This is a genomic window from Youngimonas ophiurae (nom. illeg.), from assembly GCF_049803795.1.
In the GTDB taxonomy this organism is placed as follows: domain Bacteria; phylum Pseudomonadota; class Alphaproteobacteria; order Rhodobacterales; family Rhodobacteraceae; genus Thalassobius.
In genome coordinates this window covers 375,040-394,427 of record NZ_JBNAGJ010000001.1, presented here as the reverse complement: position 1 = coordinate 394,427, position 19,388 = coordinate 375,040, and the positions used below count along the sequence as shown (strand labels likewise).

Sequence of the window (19,388 nt, the reverse complement as noted above, 5' to 3'; positions counted from 1 at the left end):
CGCCCTGCGCCCCGCGCCTCTCGGGACGGGGGTGGGCGGGTGGGCCGGCCCGAGAGGCGCGGCCCAAAGGTGTCAGAAAGGCGCCTCAACAGCATCCATACGCACGAAAACCGATTTCAATTGCGAATAATGCGTGATCGCCGCCTTGGAATTCTCACGCCCCACGCCCGAGGCCTTCACCCCCCCGAACGGCACCTCCACGGGCGCGTCATTATAGGAATTGATGAAACAGGTGCCCGCCTGGAACCCCGCCACCATCCGATGCGCGCGGGCCAGATCGCGGGTGAATACCCCCGCCGCCAGCCCGAACTCTGTGTCATTGGCCCGCGCCAGAACCTCGTCTTCCTCCTCAAAGTCCAGCACGCACATCACCGGGCCGAAAATCTCTTCTCGGGCGATCGCCATGTCGTCGCGCACATCGGCAAACACCGTGGGCGCGATGAAAAACCCGTTCCTGTCCAGACGCTTACCGCCGCAGACCAGCCGCGCGCCTTCTGTGACCCCTTGGGCGATGTAGCGCTCGACAATGTTCAGTTGCGCCTCCGATACCATCGGGCCAAAGCTCACGTCCTCGTCCATCGGATCGCCGATTTTCGCCGCTGCCAGCCGTTCGGTCAGACGTTTCAGGAACGCCTCTTTGATGCCCTTTTGCACGAAAACCCGCGTCCCGTTCGAGCAGACCTGCCCCGAGGAATAGAAATTCCCCAAGATCGCGCCGCCCACCGCGTCCTCAACATCCGCGTCATCGAAAATCACCAGCGGAGATTTTCCGCCCAGCTCCATCGTCACATGTTTCATTTCAGCCGCCGCCGCCGCATAGACCTTGCGCCCCGTCGGCACCGAGCCGGTCAGCGACACCTTGGCCACGCGCGGATCGGTGACCAGCTGGCCGCCCACCGCCCCCATGCCCTGCACCACGTTGAACAGCCCCGCGGGCAGGCCGGCCTCGTGCAGAATCTCGGCCAGTTTCAGCGCGCAAAGCGGCGTGGTTTCCGAGGGTTTGAACACCATCGCATTGCCGCAGGCCAAGGCCGGAGCGGCCTTCCAGCAGGCGATCTGCGTAGGGTAATTCCACGCGCCGATGCCGACACAGACGCCCAGGGCCTCGCGTATGGTATAGGCCCAGTTGCCGCCGCCCAGCGGGATATGTTCCCCGGTCAGGGAGCCGGCCAGCCCCCCGAAATATTCCAGCGCATCGGCCCCGCTGCTGGCATCGGCCACCAGAGTTTCCTGCAAAGGCTTGCCCGTGTCATAGGTTTCCAGCACCGACAGGTCATGGTTGCGCGCGCGGATCATATCGGCGGCGCGGCGCAGGATCCGGCCGCGCTCGGTGCCCGGCAGCGCCGCCCAGTCTGCCTGCGCGGCCTGAGCGGCGTTCAACGCGGCCTCGATCACTGCTGGGGTGGCGGCATGAACGGTGGCAATCACTGCGCCCGTCGCCGGATAGATCACGTCAATCTGGGGGCCCTCGGCGTCCTCTAGGTAGGCGCCGTTCACGAAATGGCTGGCGGTGGGTTGGGTTGGATAGGTCATTTTCTGAGTATTTCCAGCAAGATGAAAGGGTCATTCCCCACGCGGGAAGCGTTGATTTTCTTCGAGGTCGTTCAGATCCATGTGATTGCGCATGTAGCGTTCCGAAGCCTTTTGCAGTGGCTGATAATCCCACGGGTAATAGCCGCCCTGACGCAATGCCTCGTAGACGACCCAGCGGCGGGCCTGGCTTTCGCGGACCTCGGCGTCGAACTGGGCCAGATCCCAGCGGGCCTGGGATTTTGCGCGCAGGCTGGCCAGGGTGCCGGCATGTTCGGGGGCATTGGCCAGGTTGGTCTGCTCGTGCGGGTCGGCCTGCAAATCGAACAGTTGATCGGGGTCCAGCGCGCAGCGGTTATATTTCCATTTGCCAGAGCGCAGGCTGACCATCGGCGCATAGGAGGCCTCGGCCGCGTATTCCATGGCCACCGGGGTGCGGCGTGCCTGCCCCTGCCCCAGGGGCACCAGGGATTCGCCGGTTGTCCAGGGCAGCACCTCGTTCATCGGGGCGCCGGCCAGATCGCAGAGCGTGGGGCAGATGTCGATATTGCTGACCGGATCGGTGATCAGGCCCGGCTGCATCTGCGGCGCGGCGATCATGATCGGCACACGCGCCGAGCCTTCGAAGAAGCTCATCTTAAACCACAGCCCGCGTTCGCCCAGCATGTCTCCGTGATCGCTGACGAACAGGATGATGGTGTTGTCCGTCTGGCGGGTGGCCTCCAGCACGCCCAGAATTTCGCCAATCTTATCGTCCAGGTAGCTGATATTGGCGAAATAGGCCCGGCGAGAGCGGCGCACATCTTCGGGTGTGATGTCAAAGGCGCGCCAGTCATTGGCGTCAAAGATGCGTTTGGAGTGGGCGTCCTGATCGTCATAGGGGATGGGGGGCACGATGGGATCCAGATGGGCGCAATCCTCGTACAGATCCCAGTATTTCTTCCGCGCCACATAGGGGTCATGCGGGTGGGTGAAGCTGACGGTCAGGCACCAGGGCCGCGCCTCATGGCCGCGCGCCAGATCATAGAGCTTGCGGGTCGCGTGAAAGGCGACCTCATCGTCATATTCCATCTGGTTGGAGATCTCGGCCACGCCCGCGCCGGTGACCGAGCCCATGTTGTGATACCACCAGTCGATCCGTTCGCCCGGTTTGCGATAATCCGGGGTCCAGCCGAAATCGGCGGGGTAAATATCGGTGGTCAGGCGCTCTTCGAAGCCGTGCAGCTGATCGGGGCCGACAAAATGCATCTTGCCGGACAGGACCGTCTGATAACCCGCGCGGCGCAGGTGGTGTGCATAGGTGGGAATGGAAGAGGCGAACTCGGCCGCGTTGTCATAGACCCGCGTGGCACTGGGCAACTGGCCCGACATGAAAGCCGCCCGCCCCGGCGCGCAGAGCGGCGAGGCGGTATAGGCATTGCGAAACCGCGTGGACCGCGCGGCCAGGGCCTTTAGGTGCGGGGCATGGAGCCAATCGGCCGGACCATCGGGAAAGAATGTGCCACTGAGCTGGTCCACCATCAGGATCAGGATGTTCGGCTGGCTCATGCGTTGCCCTTCCCGTCGAAATCAAAACAGCCCAGCACGATCTGCACTGCCTCGGCGCGGTCCGGCAAGTCCTGGCCCAGCGTGTATTTCAGGTAAACCCCGTCGATCAGGGCCGCGATTCGTTCCGCCTCTTCGGCGGCCCGATCGCCCACCAAAGGACGCAAGGCATAGCGCAGATTCGACCGCAAACGCGCCTGATAGACGCGCAGCAGGCGGCGTGCCTCGTCTGAAATCTGCGCCAGAACGTAGAAATTCAGCCAGGCGGCGACCACTTCCTGACGGAAATTCGTCTGGCTGAAACTGGATCTGACGATTGCCTGAATACGGTCCTGCGGGGTGGTGGCCATGCTAAGCGCGCCGCGTATCTCGGCCGCGTAAACGGCCAGCGTATGGCGCATAGCGGCCAGAAATATCTGCTCTTTTCCGCCAAAATAGTGATGCGCCAGCGCGCTGGACATGCCCGCGCGTTTGGCAATCTGGCTGACGGTCACGTCCAAAGAACCCGTCTCGCCGATTTCAGCGATTGTCGCTTTGACCAGCGCGGCCCGGCGAATTGGCTCCATTCCCAACTTAGGCATGACAAACTCCTTGCCATGTTAAGCTAGATGTATTTTTATTGACTCGTCAATCAAGAAAAACAGGGAGGTCGCCATGACCGACAAAATGACCATCAAATCAACTCTTTCCGTTTTGGCTTTGCTGGCTGCCACGCCCGCCCTGGCCGATTGCGAAAAAATCACCTTCTCGGATGTGGGCTGGACCGACATCACCACCACCACCTCGGCCACGAAACATGTGCTTGAGGCCCTGGGCTATGACGTGAAAATCAAAGTCCTGTCCGTGCCCGTCACCTTTGCCTCGCTGGAAAGCGATGACGTGGACGTGTTCCTGGGCAACTGGATGCCCGCGCAGAACGGCGCCATCGGCCCCTACCTGGACAGCGGCGAAATCGAGAGCGTCGCCGTCAACCTGGAGGGCACCAAATACACGCTGGCCGTGCCTGCCTATACCTATGAAAAGGGCCTGCAATCCTACGCCGACATCGCCAAATTCCGTGACAGCCTGGACGGCAAGATCTACGGCATCGAGCCGGGCAACGAAGGCAACGGCTATCTGGTGAAACTGGCCGAGGAAAACACCCACGGGCTGGCGGGCTTTGAGGTGGTGGAATCCTCGGAACAGGGGATGCTGGCGCAGGTCGCCCGCGCCTATGGCAAGGGCGAGGACGTGGTGTTCCTGGGCTGGGAACCGCACCCGATGAACGCCAACTTTGACCTGAAATACCTGCCCGGCGGCGAAGATTTCTTTGGCGGCGAGGGCGTCGTGCATACGGTCACCCGCAAAGGCTATGCCGCGGAATGCCCGAATGTGGGCACGTTCCTGGGCAATCTGAAATTCTCGCTGGCGATGGAAAACCAGATCATGGGCGAAATTCTGGACGAAGGCGAGGACGCCGATGACGCCACCGAGGCCTGGCTGAAGGCCAACCCCGATGCCTGGGCCAGCTGGCTGGAGGGCGTCACCACGCTGGAGGGCGGCGACGGGCTGGCCGCCGTTCGGGCCGCGCTGAAGCTCTGATCCGCGATTGCAGCCCCCCGTGACACCCGTCTCGGGGGGCTTTGCATTTCTGCCGCAACCGCAGGCCCGTGCCCTTCCGGCCCAGACCGGCTACACAGGGGGGGCATGGACGCATTTCAACACAGATTTAGGACGGCTCATGACATCACTCCTTGATTGGTTGGAGGACGAGAAGATCCCGGTGGGCAAAACCGCCAAGAAGATCTTCGACTTTCTGAAAGACAATTTCGAAGGCGTATTCGACGCGGCCTCGGTGGCGTTGGAAACCATGATCGAGGGCATCCTGTGGGCGCTGCAAACCCCGCATCCGCTGATCATGGTGGCGCTGTTCACCGGCTGCGCCTACCTGTTGCAACGCAGCTGGAAAGTGGCGCTGTTCACGCTGGCCGGGCTGCTGTTCATCATCAACCAGGGCTATTGGGAGGAAACCACCGAGAGCCTGACGCTTGTGCTGTCGGCCTGTGTGGTTTGCATGGGAATCGGCGTGCCCATCGGGATTGCGGCAGCACATCGGCCGCGGCTCTATGCGTTTTTGCGGCCGGTTCTGGATCTGATGCAGACCCTGCCCACCTTTGTTTATCTTATTCCAGCCATTGTATTTTTCGGCGTCGGCATGGTGCCCGGCCTGCTGGCGACGGTGATTTTCGTACTGCCCGCGCCGATCCGGCTGACGCAGCTGGGCATTTCCTCGACCCCGACGGCGCTGCTGGAGGCCGTGCGCGCCTTTGGCGCCACCCCGCGCCAGACCCTGTGGAAAGTCGAGCTGCCCTACGCCCTGCCCCAGATCATGGCCGGGCTGAACCAGACGATCATGCTGTCGCTGTCGATGGTGGTGATTGCCGCGCTGGTGGGCGCGGACGGGCTGGGCGTGCCGGTGATGCGCGCGCTGGGGCAGGTGAACACGGCCCTGGGCTTTGAATCGGGGTTTATCATCGTGGTTCTGGCGATCCTGCTGGACCGTATTCTAAGGGTTGATCGCAAATGAGCACCGCTGTTTCCTTTCGCAATGTCTCGATCGTTTTCGGAGACCACCCGGACCGCGCCCTGCCCCTGATGGATGCCGGTCAGAACCGCGCCGAAATTCAGGAAAGCACCGATCAGGTGCTGGGGGTGCACGATTGCTCGATTGATGTCCAGCAGGGCGAGATTCTGGTGCTGATGGGCCTGTCCGGGTCGGGCAAATCCACGCTTTTGCGCTCGGTCAACGGGCTGAATCCGGTGGTGCGCGGCCATGTCGAGGTCGCCACCAGCGCGGGCATGGCCAATGTCACCCACGCAGATGCCAAAACCCTGCGCGACATTCGTCAGCACGCGGTTGCGATGGTGTTTCAACAGTTCGGTCTGCTGCCCTGGCGGACGGTGCGGGAAAACGTCTGGCTGGGGCTGGAGCTGGCCGGCCTGCCCAAAGCCGAACGTCTTGCAAAAACCGAAGAGCAGTTGAAACTGGTCGGTCTGGCCGATTGGGCGGACCGCAAAGTGGGCGATCTGTCGGGCGGGATGCAGCAGCGCGTGGGCCTGGCCCGCGCCTTTGTCACCGACGCCCCGATCCTGCTGATGGACGAGCCCTTCTCGGCCCTGGATCCGCTGATCCGCACCCGCCTACAAGATGAATTGCTGGACCTGCAAAAGACCCTGAACCGGACGATCATCTTCGTCAGCCACGACCTGGATGAGGCCTTCAAGATCGGCAATCGCATCGCCATCATGGAGGGCGGCCGGATCGTCCAATGCGGCACGCCTCAGCAGATTTTCACCAATCCGGCGACGGACTATGTGGCTGATTTCGTTGCACATATGAACCCTCTGGGGGTTCTGTGCGCCCGCGATGTCATGGAGCCCGCATCCAGCCAGCACGCCATTCAGATCCCCGCGGACACCGCAATCAAAGAGGTCATGCAGGCGGCCACCAACGGCCCCATCGGCGTCACCGAAAACGGGCAATTGGTGGGACAGATCACCCCCAAAACCATTCTGGAAAAACTGATTGATCCGCGCGGGGTGTGATCACAGCTTGGTGGCCATCGCGGGCGGCGTTCTGGTCCGGCGCTTCAGCACGGCCTCGCGCCAGGTGATGAAACTGACCGAACCCAGGATCACCCCGCCCCCGATCACAACCCACAGGTCTATCCCCTCGTCAAAAACGAAATAACCCAGCAGGCAGGCCCAGACCAGCTGCAAGAACGTCACCGGCTGCGTCACCGTCAAAGGCGCGGCGGCAAAGGCCAGCGTCATCGTGTAATGCCCCGCCGTCGCGGCCAGAGCGACCAGGCTGAGCAGCCCCAGACTGCGCCAATCGGGCGTCACCCAATCGGCCAGCGCCAGCGGTGCCAGCCCGATCGTCACAAAGATCGACAACATGCCGACGACAACAGCGGGGCTGGCCTGAGCGCTCAGTCGCTTGGCCAGCAGATAAGAGGCCCCAAACACCACCGCCGCAAACAGCATGGCCAAATGCCCCGTTCCCACCTCTCGGAATCCGGGGCGCAGGATGATCAGCGCCCCGATCAGCGCGGCCCCCACAGCCAGAATGCGGCGCAGGGCCAGCCCCTCGCCCAGAAACAGCGCCGCGCCCAGCGTCACATAGATCGGCGACATATAGTTCATCGCCGTCACATCCGCGATCGGGATGCGCGCCATCGCGTAAAACCACAAGATCACGCCCCCCGAATGCGCCAGCCCCCGCAGCGCGAACAGGCTCCATTGGCGGCGCGTCAGCCGCGCGCGCAGAATGGGCCGCAGCATCGGCAGCACGAACACCATTCCGATGGCATACCGCAAAAACGCAGCCTGAGCCGCCGGCATCGCAGGGCCCAGCGTCTTGACCAGCGCGGTCACACAGACGAACAGGGCCCCGGTCACCAACATCCAGAAAACGCCCAGAACGGGCTGAGCTTGATCGTTCATATGCGTATCAGTTCACGCTTTGCCCGCGCCTGCAAGCTCAAAGCAACAGGCTGGCTGCCACGGTCCACATGATCAGCCCCACCAGCACGTCCAGAATGCGCCAGGCCACGGGGCGCGCAAATAGCGGGGCCAGCAGGCGGGCCCCATAGCCCAGAGAAAAGAAAAACACAAAACTGGCCGTCATCGCCCCCAGCGCAAAATTCAGCCGATCCGCATATTGCGCCGCAACCGAGCCCAGCAGAACCACCGTATCCAGATAGACATGCGGGTTCGCCCAGGTCAGCAACAGGCAGGTCAGCAACACGCCTTTCAGGCTGGCACGCCCGGCTTGCGCGGCATCCAGATGCGCGCCACCACGCCAGGCCGCCCAGAACGCGCGCGCACCGTAAACGATCAGAAACGCGGCCCCGCCCCAGCGCATCAGCGGCTCCAGCCAGGGCAGTTTCGTGACCAGCGCACCAAAGCCCGACACCCCCGCCGCAATCAGCAAGGCATCGGACAAGGCGCAGGTCAGGCACACGGCAAATACGTGCTCGCGGCGCACCCCCTGCCGCAAAACAAAGGCATTCTGCGCCCCGATCGCCAGGATCAGGGACAGTCCCAGACCGAAACCCGCTATGGTTGACTCCATCGAACACCTCGGATCTGATGACGTTAGGAACGCGCCTCAGGCCCTTGGAAAACAAGGCATATCTGAGGTCTTGAACAATCTGGAAATGACGCAATCCAAAGTCAGAGACCAGGAAAACCCCACACGTTTTCAAACCCTTACAGTGAAAACCGGGGAAAAACCAGCCCTGACCGAGCGCGCAGATGGCAAAACCCCAATGGCAGGGGCCTGCGCTTTATCCCCAAGAGTATTCACAGAAAATTAGGACACTGTGGATAAAGATACGCAACATCAGATTTCGACAAGGAGGGGGCGGTTTACGTGTAAATTCCCGGCCAAAAGGGCTGTTTTCTGATAGCCCGATTTTCGGACCTGGGCCAGACGCCTGTGGATAAAAACGCACGACCTGGGGAACAGGCCCCAAGATCACGCAGGCGCTGTGCCGCATAACGCGCTGGGGACAAAAAGAAATCGGCCCCAGGGGACCGATTCCAAATGCCAGCGGCGCTATCAGGGATCAGAGCTGATCCATCACCTCGTCCGAGGCCTCGAAATTGGTGGTGACGCGCTGCACGTCATCATCGTCTTCCAGGGCGTCGATCAGCTTCATCAGCTTTTGCATGTCTTCCAGGCCCAGCTCGGTGGTGGTCTGGGGTTTCCACACCAGCTTGGTCGAATCCGACTCGCCCAGTTCGGCCTCCAGCGCGTTGGACACCTCGTTCAAATCGGTGTCGGCGCACCAGATGATATGGCCGTCTTCGCTGCTTTCGACATCCTCGGCGCCGGCCTCGATTGCGGCCATCATCACCGTGTCCGCGTCGCCCACCTCGGCGGGGTAGGTCACCTCGCCCTTGCGGTCGAACATGAACCCGACCGAGCCGGTCTCGCCCAGGTTGCCGCCGTTCTTGGTGAAGGTCGAGCGCACGGTCGAGGCCGTCCGGTTCCGGTTATCCGTCATCGCCTCGACGATCACGGCAACACCGTTGGGGCCGTAGCCCTCGTAGCGGATTTCTTCGTAATCGTCGCCGTCGCCCGCGGTGGATTTCTTGATCGCGCGTTCGATCACATCCTTGGGCACGGATTGCGATTTGGCCTCTTTTACGGCCAGGCGCAGGCGCGGGTTTTTATCGGGATCGGGGTCGCCCATTTTCGCGGCGACGGTGATTTCCTTGGACAGTTTGGAAAACAGTTTCGAGCGGGCGGCATCCTGCCGGCCCTTGCGGTGCTGAATGTTTGCCCATTTAGAGTGGCCGGCCATCGGTGCCTCCATCATCTGAATACGTTGCGTCGGGTCTCTATAAGTCAGGCGGGGGGCGGGCCGCAAGGTGGTTGCGTTCCGTGCGGCCATGGGATTGTGTGGCAAGCAGGAGGGCCCGCCCATGACCACAGACCAAATCATCCTGTTTTCCCTGTTCGGAGGCGTTTTCGCCATGCTGCTCTGGGGGCGCTACCGCTACGATCTGGTAGCCTTCACTGCTCTCTTGATCGGAGTCGTTCTGGGCGTCGTCCCCGTCAAGGACGCGTTTTCCGGTTTCGGCCACTCGGCCACGCTGGTGGTGGCGCTGGTGCTGATCGTGTCGGCCGGATTGGTGCGTTCGGGCGCGGTGTTTCTGATCACCCGGACGCTGGTGGACAGCAGCCGATCCCTGGGCGGGCATATCGCGCTGATGGGCGGCGTGGGCGGCATTCTGTCGGCTTTTATGAACAACGTGGCGGCGCTGGCGCTGCTCATGCCCGTGGATATTCAGACCGCGCATAAGGCCGGGCGCAGCCCTGGGCTGAGCCTGATGCCGCTAAGCTTTGCCACCATTCTGGGCGGCATGGCCACGCTGATCGGCACGCCGCCCAACATCATCATCGCCGCCATCCGCGAGGAATCGCTGGGCGCGCCCTTTGCCATGTTCGATTTCGCCCCCGTGGGCGGTCTGACGGCGCTGGCGGGGCTGGTTTTCGTGGCCCTGATCGGCTGGCGCCTGATCCCCAAACGCGAGGACGCCACAACGCAAGTAGCTGATCTTGGGGAATATATTGCCGAGCTGACGGTGCCTGACGGGTCCAAACTGATCGGCAAACGGGTTGAGCAGCTTTATGAGGACGCGGAAAAGGCCGACGTGGCCATCATCGGGCTGATCCGCGACGGGAAACGGCGCTATGGGCGTGCGCGCTATACGGTGTTGCAGGCCGGCGACGCGCTGGTGCTGGAGGCCGCGCCGGACGCTCTGGATGAGTTTCGCACCGCGCTGTCGCTGGCATTTTCCGACGAAAAACGCGAGACCTTGCTAAAGGCCGAGGGCGAGGGTCTGGACATTATCGAGGTCGTCGTCCCCCAAGAATCCCGTCTGACCGGGCGCACGGCGCAGGCGGTGGGGCTGGCGTGGCGGCAGCGCTCGGTCCTGATGGGGATCTCGCGCCAGGGGCGGCAAATCCGCGAACAGGTGCGCAAAACCGAGGTGCTGGCCGGCGATATTCTGCTGCTGCTTGTCCCGCGCGGGGCTGGCGCGGATGTGATGGACTGGCTGGGGGTGCTACCGCTGGCCAATCGCGGATTGACGGTGACGGACGATTCCAAAACCTGGCTGGCAATCGGCCTGTTTGCCGCCGCCGTTCTGGCGGCCAGCCTGGGGCTGATTTACCTGCCGGTGGCGCTGGGACTGGTGGTTGTGGCCTATGTGCTGGCGAAAATCCTGCCCCTGGCCGAGCTGTACGACCATGTGGAATGGCCGGTTGTGGTGCTGCTGGGCTCGATGATTCCGCTGGGCGCGGCGCTGGAAACCTCAGGCGGGACCGATCTGATCGCAGGCGCGCTGGTCTCGCTGACCCAGGGCCTGCCCGCCTGGGCCATTCTGACCGTGCTGATGGTGGTGACGATGACCCTGTCGGACGTGCTGAACAATACCGCCACGGCGATTGTCGCGGCCCCTATCGGCATCCAGATGGCGCAGCAATTGGGCGTCAATCCCGATCCGTTCTTGATGGCCGTCGCCATTGCTGCCTCGGCCGCGTTTCTGACGCCCATCGGGCATAAGAACAACACGCTGGTTCTGGGCCCCGGAGGCTATCGTTTCGGCGATTACTGGCGCATGGGCCTGCCGCTGGAAATCCTGGTCGTGGGCGTTTCCATCCCGCTGATTTTGCTGTTCTGGCCTCTCTAACCCCTTAGAGAGGAAAGAAAAACGGGATCAAGGCCGAGGCCAGCATCCCCATGGTCAGATTCAGCGGAATGCCCACGCGCAGGAAATCGGTGAACTTGTAGCCGCCCGGCCCGTAGACCAGCATGTTCGTCTGATACCCAATCGGCGTGGCAAAGCTGCACGAGGCCGCGATCATCACCGCCACCACCAGCGCGCGCGGGTCCAGCCCCATCGCCTGAGCCAGCCCGATCGCGATAGGCGTGATCACCACGGCCACCGCATTATTGGACACCATTTCCGTCAAGGTCGAGGTCAGCAGGTAAATCGCCCAGATGATCAGAACCGGCGGCAATTTGGACAGCACGGGCTGCAACGCGTTCACCACCAGCTCGACCGCGCCGGTATGTTGCAGCGACGCGCCGATGGCCAGCATCGCGAAAATCAGCGCCAGCAGACGGCCGTCAACATAGGAAAAGGCCTCGTCTGAATCGATGCAGCGCGTGATCAGAACCACGGCCACCGCCAGCGTAGACAGCAGCAGGATCGGCGCCACGCCCAGCCCCGCCAGCACCACCACACCCAGCAGCGCAGCCACGGCCACCGGGGCATGGCCACGCCGGAATGCCTTGGCCGAGGGGTGGCTGACATCCACCATATCCATATCCGCCGCCAGGCGCTGAATATCGTCGGGCGCGCCCTCCAGCAGCAGGGTATCGCCCACGCGCACCACCAGTTCCTGCAATTTCGAGCCAATATTCTGGTTCCGCCGATGCACTGCCAGCGGATAAACCCCGTACCGCCGCCGCAACCGCATCGAGCCCAGCGACCGCCCCACCATCTTACAGCCCGGCGTGATCAGCACCTCAACCGTCTGGGTTTCCACAGCCGAGACCTGATCCACACGTTTCAGGCTTTTGTTGCGTTGCAGGCTCAGCAATTCCGTCATCTGCGTACGCAGCACCACACGGTCACCAACCTGAAGCGCGACGCCCTCCAGACTGTGGCGCAAGGACTGATCGCCGCGAATGACGTCAATCAGGCGCACGCCCTCGCGTTTGAACAGCTGCACGCCCAGAACCTCGCGCCCGATCAGGTTCGAATCCGGGGGCACGACGGCCTCGGTAAAGAACTTCATCTTGCTGCGATTGGACAGCATACTGGCCATGCTGATCCGGTCCGGCAACAGCAGTTTTCCGAACACCGCCAGATAGATCATGCCCCAGACAACCAGGATGGCAGCCAGGGGGGTGACCTCGAAAATACTAAAGGCTTCAAGCCCTTGGCCACGGGCCACACCATCCACCAGCAGGTTCGTCGACGTCCCCACCAGCGTCAGAGTCCCGCCGATGATCGCCGCATAAGACAGCGGAATCAGCAGCCGGCTGGCGTTCACGCCCATCGTGCCGGCCAGTTGCACAAAGACCGGGATCATCACCACCACCACGGGCGTATTGTTCATGATCGCCGAGGCCAGAATGACAAAGGCCAGCAGCATCGCGATCGCCAGTTTCGGATTCGAGCGCGCCTGCCGATCCGCCAGCACCGTGAACGCATCCAAAGCCCCCGTCCGCACCAGCGCCCCCATCACGATGAACATCATCGCAATCGTCCAGGGCGCCGGATTCGACAGCACCGTCAGCGCATCCTGATAGGGCAAAAGCCCCAGAACCAACATCAGCCCCGTGCCGGTAATGGCCACCACCTCGGTTGGGAAAATCTCTTTGACGAACAGGATGAACATGCCCAGCACAACCAGCAGAGACAAAATCGCCTGCGTGTTCTGAGACAAATGCAATAGATCCATCGGGGTTCCTTTGTCAGGATATGTCTACGCAGTTTGGCCCAAGCGCACCGGGGCGACAAGGCCCCAACTGCGCCCCAACTGCGCGATCACAGACCCGACTGCTGCAAACGCCCGCCCTGGCGGATCATGCGGATTTCCTTGGCCAATCCGGTGCGATCGTCGGTTTCAACATAGACACCGGACAGGGTGGCCTCGTTATTGGCGGGGGTGAAGCGCGATTTGACCATGCCGGTGACGAAACGGCGCAGTGGCTCGGCCTTTTCCATGCCGATCACGCTGTCATAATCGCCGCACATGCCCGCATCGGACAGGAACCCGCTGCCCTTGGGCAGAATCTGCGCATCCCCTGTCGGCACATGGGTATGCGTGCCCACGATCAGGCTGGCGCGCCCATCGCAGAAATGGCCCATACCCATCTTTTCACTGGTTGCCTCGCAATGGACATCCACCAGCGCCGCCTGAACCGAGCCCCCCAGCGGATGCTTGCGCAGCACCGTATCAATCGTGGCGAAAGGATCGTCAAAGGCGCGTTTCATGAACACGTTGCCCAGCACCTGAGCCACCATAATCTTGCGCCCGCGCCCGTCCTGAAACACTCGGTGCCCCACGCCCGGTGCGCCCTTGGCATAGTTCAAGGGCCGCAGGATCCGGGGCTCTTTTTCGATGAATTGCAGCATGTCCTTCTGATCGAACGCGTGATCGCCCAGCGTCAGGCAATCGGCCCCCGCATCCAGCAGCAGTTTAGCATGGTCACCGCTCAGCCCCGCGCCATTGCTGGCGTTTTCACCATTGACCACGACGAAATCCAGCTTCCATTCGTCGCGCAGCCGCGGCAGGTTTTCCACAATGGCGCGCCGTCCGGCCCGCCCCATCACATCGCCAAGAAACAGTATCTTCATGCCCCCCTGCCTAGGCCCCTGCCCCGCCGCAGGCAAGGGGCAAGATGCCAATCGGAGGGTTTTCAGGCCTAGAACGTCAGAACGCCCTGCTCGGTCACGATCATGTCCAAAGCCTGATCCGTGGGTTCCAGCGGCAGGCTGTCGGCCTCTTGCGCGGCATAGGCAAATCCGATGGCCAGCGTCGCCCGCTTGGCCCGTAGCTGCTCAAGCGTCCGGTCGTAAAACCCGCCGCCATAGCCCAGACGCCCGCCGCGCCGGTCGAAGGCCACCAAGGGAACGATCAGAATTTCCGGTTCGAAAAACCGATCAATCTCAGGGATTTGCGCCCCGAAAGGACCGTCACGCATCGCACAGCCCGGCGCCCATTCCGAGAATTTCAGCGGCTGCCCCGCGCCTGTGATCACAGGTACCCCAACAGGGCCGTGGGCGGCGGCTTCCTCCATCGCGGGCAGCGGGCTGATTTCCGTGCGGATAGGCATATAGCCGGCCAGCGGCACCCCGCGATACCCTGCCAAAACCTGCGATAAATGCCCCGCGCGCCCAACCAGACCGGCGCCATGGGCCTCTTTGCGGCGGGCAAAGGCGGCCTGGCGCGCAGCCGCTTTGCGGGCGATCAGATCGCTCATAGCAGCACCGAGGCGGCCAGCCCCAAAAAGGCAAAGAACCCCACGACATCCGTCACCGTGGTCACGAACGGCCCCGAGGCCAGCGCCGGATCCACCCCTGCCCGGTCCAGCGCCATGGGGATCACGATGCCGCCGATTGCCGCCGCGATCTGGGTCATCAGCATGGCCGATCCGATCACGGCCGCCAGCATCGGCACGCCAAACCAGGCGGCCGTAACCAGCGCCATGATCAGACCGAACAACGCCCCGTTCAACGCCCCAACCGAGACCTCGCGCCAGATCACCCGCATCGCGTTCTGCGCGGTCAGATCGCGCGTGGCCAGCGCCCGCACCGTCACCGTCATCGTCTGCGTCCCCGCATTCCCCCCCATCGAGGCGACAATCGGCATCAGCACCGCCAGCGCCACCATCTGGTCAATCGTGTCGGCAAACATATCAATCACCAAAGAGGCCAGAATCGCCGTCAGCAGGTTCACGAACAGCCAGGTCGCGCGGCCCTTGGCGGCCTCGAAAATGCTGTCGGACAGGCTGGATTCGTCGCTGACCCCGGCCAGGCGCAGGATGTCCTCTTCGTGTTCGTCGTCCAGCACGGCCATCGCATCGTCAATCGTGATAATGCCCACCAGCCGGTTATTTTCATCCACCACAGGGGCGGAGATCAGGTGGTACTGGTTGAACGCATAGGCCACGTCGCCCTCGTCCTGCAAGACGGGAATGACCTGAAAAACCTCTTCGAAGATTGAGGTCAGCGGCACATCCCGACGCGAGGACATGAGCTTGCCCAGCGTCACATTCCCCACCGGGTGCATCCGTGGGTCAACCACGGTCACATGATAGAATTGGTCGGGTAACTCTTTGGCATTACGCAGAAAATCAATGGCGTCGCCAACGGTCCAATGCTCGGGCGCGGTCACGACTTCGCGCTGCATCAGGCGCCCGGCGGAAAATTCCGGGTAGGACAGCGCCTGCTCGACGGCTACGCGGTCGGCATCCTCTAGCGCGTCCAGAATGGCCACTTGCTGCGGCGCGTCCAGATCCTCGACCAGATCCACAACATCGTCCGAGTCCATGTCCCGCACGGCCTCGGCCAGCACGTCGGGCCTGAGAACCGAGATCACCTCTTCGCGCAGGTTATCCTCAAGCTCGGACAGGATTTCGCCGTCGAATTCCTGATCGTACAGCTGCACCAACCGCCGCCGGTCATAAGTGTTCAGCTGCTCCAGAAGGTCGGCAATATCGGCGGCGTGCAGCGGTTCGAACAGCTCTTGCAGGCGGGTCGCATCGCCCACATCGACAGCATAGAGAATCGCCGCGACCACCTTCTTATCCAGGCCGTATCTGGCGTCCTCTTGCAGTTCGGGCATCGGGTTTTCGGTAGGTTGATCGTCGCTCATGCCGCCCCCGGTTCTGCCGCTGAAAAATCGCTACCTTGTCATAACGGAAGGTCAGGGCCGGAAACAATGCCGGAATGATTTACTGTGCAATTGCGGCGCAATAGTCTGGTCAAGAACGAGGCAACAAAGGACACCGCCATGACTGATATGCTCTTGCTGGGGCAAACGCTTGGGTTTGACGCGGATCCATTTGCCCAGGGGCCCCAGGCCGCGCGGTTCGATCCCGATGGCGCGATTCTGATCCGCGCGGGCCGCATTGTTGAAACCGGACCGGCCGCAGAGCTGCGCGCCCGCAACCCGCAGGCCAAGGTAGAGGATCACGGTCAGGGGCTGATCATGGCCGGCTTTGTCGATGCGCATGTGCATTATCCGCAGACGGCGATCATCGCCAGTTGGGGCAAACGCCTGATCGACTGGCTGAACCACTATACATTCCCCGAGGAAACGCGCTTTGCCGACCCTGATTATGCTGCTGAAATTGCAGGAAGATATCTGGATTTGGCGCTGATGAACGGCACCACCAGCCTGGCCAGCTACTGCACGATTCATCCCGCCAGCGTCGAGGCGCTCTTTGCCGCCGCGCAGGCCCGCGATATGCGCGTTGTGGCCGGGAAAACCTGCATGGATCGCGACACGGCCCCGGAAAATCTGCGCGACACGGCCCAGTCAGCCTATGACGACAGCAAGGCGCTGCTGCAAAAATGGCATGGTCGCGGGCGTCTGTCCTATGCGATCACGCCGCGATTTTCGCCGACATCTACGCCGGATCAGCTGCGGGCTTTGGGCGCGCTCTGGGCCGAGCGCCCCGACTGCCTGATGCAGACTCATCTGTCCGAGCAAGTGGATGAAATCGCCTGGGTCAAATCGCTCTATCCGCAGGCCCGCGACTATCTGGACACCTACGAGGCCTTTGGCCTGCTGGGGCCGGGCGGCCTGTATGGCCATGCTATCCATTTGGAAGAAAGGGAAAAATCCCGCCTGGCCGAGGTGGATGCCGCGCTGATTCATTGCCCGACCTCGAACACGTTCATCGGCTCGGGCCTGTTCGACATGGCCGCGATGAAGGCCGCCGGACACCGCGTCGGGCTGGCCACGGACACGGGCGGCGGCTCTTCATTCTCGATGTTGCGCACCATGGCGGCGGCCTATGAGATTGGCCAATTACGCCACCACCCGCTGCACCCGGCACATCTGTTGTGGCTGGCCACCGCCGGCTCTGCCCAGGCGATGCGGATGGAGGACCGGATCGGCAATCTGACCTCGGGATTCGAGGCGGATCTGGTGGTGCTCAACCTGTGCTCGACCCCCGCGATTGCGCAGCGCGCCGCCCGCGCCGAGGACATCTGGGAAGCCATTTTCCCCACGATCATGATGGGCGACGACCGCGCCATTGCGGCCGTCTATGTAAACGGTCAGTTGCGCACGCAGGGTCCGGCCAGCGCCATTGCCCAGTATTTGCCCGACTGACCCAGACCGTATTTGACGTATTTCTTATTCAGGATGTTTTTCAGGTGCGGGGCCGAGGCAACCCACATTTTCAGCGCCCCTGTCGCATCCTGCGGCCCCTCGGCCAGGTTTTCAGAAAAAGACGCAACGCAATAGCCCGCCCTCAGATAGCGTTTGTCGAAATTCACACCCGAGGGGCTGACATGCGCGAAATATCCGCGCCGCGCCATATCCGCCGCATGGGCCTGCGCGGCCTTTTGCAAAGACGGATCGGTTTGCAGGGGTTTCAGCCCGGATCGGCGCCGCAGGCTGGCCAATTGGGCGTCAAAGCCCTGCCCTGTCTGGACAGTGCGGGACACTTCGGGCCGGGATTCGGATTCGGCGGTGACACATCCCATCAGCCCGGCCAAAGCGAGCAATGCGATTGCTGTGGCAAGTTTTTTCATTCATCCCTCCCAGCGCCCTGTGGACGCCTGCTATGCCATAAGCCTGCGTAACAGCCCGGCCTGCCGCACGGCAAGAGCCCGCGTATCTATCGTGAGAATCCGGCCATCCCCCACAATCTGACGGCCTTCTACGAACAAATGCTTAACGCGCGTGGGCCCCGCCAGCAAAAGAGCGGCCGGATCCCAGCTGCCCGCGGTCTCAATCCCGCTGACATCCCAGATCGCAATATCGGCCCGTTTGCCCGGCGCGATCTGGCCGCAATCGGGGCGGTTCAGCACCTCGGCCCCGCCGCGTGTGGCGATCTCCAGCGCTTCGCGGGCGCTCATGGCGTTGGCCCCGCGCGCAACGCGCTGGAGCAGCAGGGACTGGCGCGCCTCGGCCACCAGATTCGAGCTATCGTTGCTGGCCGCCCCATCCACGCCCAGACCCACCGGCACGCCGGCATCCCGCATCGCCCGCACCGGCGCAATCCCGCTGCCAAGGCGACAGTTCGAACAGGGGCAATGCGCAACGCCCGTGCCGGTTTTGGCAAACAAATCAATCTCTTGCCCATCCAGTTTCACACAATGCGCGTGCCAGACATCTGCGCCCGTCCAGCCCAGATCTTCGGCATATTGGCCGGGGCGACAGCCGAATTTTTCCAGCGAATATGCAATATCCTGATCGTTTTCGGCCAGATGCGTGTGCAGCATCACCCCCTTGTCCCGCGCCAGCAGGGCCGCATCGCGCATCAGCCCTCTGCTGACCGAAAACGGCGAGCAAGGCGCGATCGCGACCCGGCACATCGAGCCCTCGGACGGGTCGTGAAACGCATCCACCACGCGGATGCAATCGTTCAGAATATCGGCCTCGCGTTCGACCAGGCTGTCGGGCGGCAGGCCGCCGTCGCTTTCGCCGATGCTCATGGCGCCGCGGGTGGGGTGAAAGCGCAGGCCCAGCTCTTCGGCGGCGAAAATCGTGTCCTCCAGCGCGCTGCCATTGGGGTACAGATACAGATGATCCGAGCTAAGCGTACAGCCCGACAGCGCCAGCTCGGCCAGCCCAACCTGAGCCGAAACGAACATTTCCTCGGGGCCGAAACGCGCCCAGATCGGATAGAGTCTCTGCAACCAGCCAAACAGCAGCGCATCCTGCGCGCCGGGCACCGCGCGGGTCAGGGTCTGGTACAGGTGATGATGCGTGTTCACCAAACCGGGGGTCACGACGCAGCCGCTGGCCTCGATGATCTGCCCCGCAGTGCCAAGCCCGAAGCCGATCATCGCGATCTGCCCATTCCGGATCAGCACATCCGCGCCGGACAGTTCCTGACGCGCATCATTCATCGTCAGAACATGGTCCGCGTTGCGGATCAGGGTCTCCTGGGGGGATGGATTCGTCATTGTCACACTCCTTCAGGCCCCTTTCGGTCAGAGTGTGACAGAGCGCGACAGAAAGGGACAAAGGACTCGCGCAGGCCCTTCTTATCCCCTAA

17 protein-coding genes are annotated in these 19,388 nt (G+C 62.5%); 5 read left to right on the top strand and 12 right to left on the bottom strand.

Going from position 1 to position 19,388, the window contains the following annotated elements; translation table 11 throughout:
- Window positions 1–72: 72 nt before the first annotated feature.
- Genes betB through betI form a run of 3 tightly spaced genes read right to left on the bottom strand, consistent with a single transcriptional unit; the run spans window position 73 to window position 3,656 of the window.
- The gene (betB, locus tag ACP15O_RS02085) at window positions 73–1,533 is read right to left on the bottom strand and encodes a betaine-aldehyde dehydrogenase (RefSeq protein ID WP_425094371.1); all 1,461 of its coding nucleotides are present in this window, start codon (window positions 1,531–1,533) and stop codon (window positions 73–75) included.
- Window positions 1,534–1,563: 30 nt separating this feature from the next.
- On the bottom strand, window positions 1,564–3,078 hold the full coding sequence (gene betC, locus ACP15O_RS02080) for a choline-sulfatase (protein ID WP_425094370.1): 1,515 nt from the start codon (window positions 3,076–3,078) through the stop codon (window positions 1,564–1,566).
- Window positions 3,075–3,656, bottom strand: a complete 582-nt coding sequence (gene betI / locus ACP15O_RS02075; RefSeq protein WP_425094369.1) for a choline-binding transcriptional repressor BetI — start codon at window positions 3,654–3,656, stop codon at window positions 3,075–3,077. The genes betC and betI overlap by 4 nt, the downstream gene beginning before the upstream one ends.
- 73 nt (window positions 3,657–3,729) lie before the next feature.
- Between betI and choX the strand changes: the two genes are divergently transcribed.
- The 3 genes from choX to choV all read left to right on the top strand — a co-directional run bounded on the left by choX (window position 3,730) and on the right by choV (window position 6,660).
- Window positions 3,730–4,656: a choline ABC transporter substrate-binding protein gene (choX, locus tag ACP15O_RS02070; RefSeq protein WP_425094368.1), complete on the top strand. Its 927-nt coding sequence runs from the start codon at window positions 3,730–3,732 to the stop codon at window positions 4,654–4,656.
- 139 nt (window positions 4,657–4,795) lie between these two features.
- Window positions 4,796–5,641 carry a choline ABC transporter permease subunit gene (gene choW, locus ACP15O_RS02065; RefSeq protein WP_425094367.1) on the top strand — a complete coding sequence of 282 codons (846 nt, stop codon included), beginning with the start codon at window positions 4,796–4,798 and terminating at the stop codon, window positions 5,639–5,641.
- Window positions 5,638–6,660 (top strand): choline ABC transporter ATP-binding protein, encoded by a 1,023-nt coding sequence (choV, locus tag ACP15O_RS02060; protein WP_425094366.1) that lies wholly within the window; start codon window positions 5,638–5,640, stop codon window positions 6,658–6,660. The genes choW and choV overlap by 4 nt, the downstream gene beginning before the upstream one ends.
- On the opposite strand, the gene ACP15O_RS02055 is transcribed toward choV, so the two are convergent.
- The 3 genes from ACP15O_RS02055 to ACP15O_RS02045 all read right to left on the bottom strand — a co-directional run bounded on the left by ACP15O_RS02055 (window position 6,661) and on the right by ACP15O_RS02045 (window position 9,428).
- Window positions 6,661–7,560, bottom strand: coding sequence for a DMT family transporter (locus ACP15O_RS02055; protein WP_425094365.1), 900 nt, complete (start codon window positions 7,558–7,560; stop codon window positions 6,661–6,663).
- A 37-nt stretch (window positions 7,561–7,597) separates the two neighbouring features.
- On the bottom strand, window positions 7,598–8,191 hold the full coding sequence (locus ACP15O_RS02050) for a LysE/ArgO family amino acid transporter (protein WP_425094364.1): 594 nt from the start codon (window positions 8,189–8,191) through the stop codon (window positions 7,598–7,600).
- 496 nt (window positions 8,192–8,687) lie between these two features.
- Window positions 8,688–9,428: a YebC/PmpR family DNA-binding transcriptional regulator gene (locus ACP15O_RS02045; protein ID WP_425094363.1), complete on the bottom strand. Its 741-nt coding sequence runs from the start codon at window positions 9,426–9,428 to the stop codon at window positions 8,688–8,690.
- Window positions 9,429–9,549: 121 nt separating this feature from the next.
- Between ACP15O_RS02045 and ACP15O_RS02040 the strand changes: the two genes are divergently transcribed.
- Entirely contained in the window at window positions 9,550–11,322 is a 1,773-nt protein-coding gene (locus tag ACP15O_RS02040; RefSeq protein WP_425094362.1) for an SLC13 family permease, read from the top strand.
- A 4-nt stretch (window positions 11,323–11,326) separates the two neighbouring features.
- Here ACP15O_RS02040 and ACP15O_RS02035 read toward each other — a convergent pair whose 3' ends face one another.
- From ACP15O_RS02035 to mgtE, 4 genes are all read right to left on the bottom strand, one after another.
- Complete coding sequence (locus ACP15O_RS02035; RefSeq protein ID WP_425094361.1) at window positions 11,327–13,105, bottom strand: SLC13 family permease; 1,779 nt, start codon at window positions 13,103–13,105, stop codon at window positions 11,327–11,329.
- Window positions 13,106–13,191: 86 nt separating this feature from the next.
- Window positions 13,192–14,004, bottom strand: a complete 813-nt coding sequence (locus ACP15O_RS02030) for a TIGR00282 family metallophosphoesterase (RefSeq protein ID WP_425094360.1) — start codon at window positions 14,002–14,004, stop codon at window positions 13,192–13,194.
- Between the two features lie 68 nt (window positions 14,005–14,072).
- Window positions 14,073–14,630: a 5-formyltetrahydrofolate cyclo-ligase gene (locus tag ACP15O_RS02025; RefSeq protein ID WP_425094359.1), complete on the bottom strand. Its 558-nt coding sequence runs from the start codon at window positions 14,628–14,630 to the stop codon at window positions 14,073–14,075.
- Window positions 14,627–16,024, bottom strand: coding sequence for a magnesium transporter (gene mgtE, locus ACP15O_RS02020; protein ID WP_425094358.1), 1,398 nt, complete (start codon window positions 16,022–16,024; stop codon window positions 14,627–14,629). The genes ACP15O_RS02025 and mgtE overlap by 4 nt, the downstream gene beginning before the upstream one ends.
- A 138-nt stretch (window positions 16,025–16,162) precedes the next feature.
- Here mgtE and guaD point away from each other — a divergent pair, with 138 nt between their 5' ends.
- Entirely contained in the window at window positions 16,163–17,491 is a 1,329-nt protein-coding gene (guaD, locus tag ACP15O_RS02015) for a guanine deaminase (protein ID WP_425094357.1), read from the top strand.
- On the opposite strand, the gene ACP15O_RS02010 is transcribed toward guaD, so the two are convergent.
- Window positions 17,437–17,916, bottom strand: a complete 480-nt coding sequence (locus tag ACP15O_RS02010) for a CAP domain-containing protein (protein WP_425094356.1) — start codon at window positions 17,914–17,916, stop codon at window positions 17,437–17,439. The genes guaD and ACP15O_RS02010 overlap by 55 nt on opposite strands.
- A gap of 30 nt (window positions 17,917–17,946) precedes the next feature.
- Window positions 17,947–19,296: an 8-oxoguanine deaminase gene (locus ACP15O_RS02005; RefSeq protein ID WP_425094355.1), complete on the bottom strand. Its 1,350-nt coding sequence runs from the start codon at window positions 19,294–19,296 to the stop codon at window positions 17,947–17,949.
- Window positions 19,297–19,388: the final 92 nt, after the last annotated feature.

What these genes read in the sequence shown, in the direction of transcription:
- guaD (WP_425094357.1), top strand. Translation starts at nt 16,163, where the DNA reads ATGACTGATATGCTCTTGCTGGGGCAAACGCTTGGGTTTGACGCGGAT.
- ACP15O_RS02030 (WP_425094360.1), bottom strand. Translation starts at nt 14,004, where the DNA reads ATGAAGATACTGTTTCTTGGCGATGTGATGGGGCGGGCCGGACGGCGC.
- ACP15O_RS02045 (WP_425094363.1), bottom strand. Translation starts at nt 9,428, where the DNA reads ATGGCCGGCCACTCTAAATGGGCAAACATTCAGCACCGCAAGGGCCGG.
- ACP15O_RS02035 (WP_425094361.1), bottom strand. Translation starts at nt 13,105, where the DNA reads ATGGATCTATTGCATTTGTCTCAGAACACGCAGGCGATTTTGTCTCTG.
- ACP15O_RS02050 (WP_425094364.1), bottom strand. Translation starts at nt 8,191, where the DNA reads ATGGAGTCAACCATAGCGGGTTTCGGTCTGGGACTGTCCCTGATCCTG.
- ACP15O_RS02010 (WP_425094356.1), bottom strand. Translation starts at nt 17,916, where the DNA reads ATGAAAAAACTTGCCACAGCAATCGCATTGCTCGCTTTGGCCGGGCTG.
- ACP15O_RS02025 (WP_425094359.1), bottom strand. Translation starts at nt 14,630, where the DNA reads ATGAGCGATCTGATCGCCCGCAAAGCGGCTGCGCGCCAGGCCGCCTTT.
- betB (WP_425094371.1), bottom strand. Translation starts at nt 1,533, where the DNA reads ATGACCTATCCAACCCAACCCACCGCCAGCCATTTCGTGAACGGCGCC.
- choX (WP_425094368.1), top strand. Translation starts at nt 3,730, where the DNA reads ATGACCGACAAAATGACCATCAAATCAACTCTTTCCGTTTTGGCTTTG.
- ACP15O_RS02040 (WP_425094362.1), top strand. Translation starts at nt 9,550, where the DNA reads ATGACCACAGACCAAATCATCCTGTTTTCCCTGTTCGGAGGCGTTTTC.
- betC (WP_425094370.1), bottom strand. Translation starts at nt 3,078, where the DNA reads ATGAGCCAGCCGAACATCCTGATCCTGATGGTGGACCAGCTCAGTGGC.
- choV (WP_425094366.1), top strand. Translation starts at nt 5,638, where the DNA reads ATGAGCACCGCTGTTTCCTTTCGCAATGTCTCGATCGTTTTCGGAGAC.
- choW (WP_425094367.1), top strand. Translation starts at nt 4,796, where the DNA reads ATGACATCACTCCTTGATTGGTTGGAGGACGAGAAGATCCCGGTGGGC.
- ACP15O_RS02005 (WP_425094355.1), bottom strand. Translation starts at nt 19,296, where the DNA reads ATGACGAATCCATCCCCCCAGGAGACCCTGATCCGCAACGCGGACCAT.
- ACP15O_RS02055 (WP_425094365.1), bottom strand. Translation starts at nt 7,560, where the DNA reads ATGAACGATCAAGCTCAGCCCGTTCTGGGCGTTTTCTGGATGTTGGTG.
- mgtE (WP_425094358.1), bottom strand. Translation starts at nt 16,024, where the DNA reads ATGAGCGACGATCAACCTACCGAAAACCCGATGCCCGAACTGCAAGAG.
- betI (WP_425094369.1), bottom strand. Translation starts at nt 3,656, where the DNA reads ATGCCTAAGTTGGGAATGGAGCCAATTCGCCGGGCCGCGCTGGTCAAA.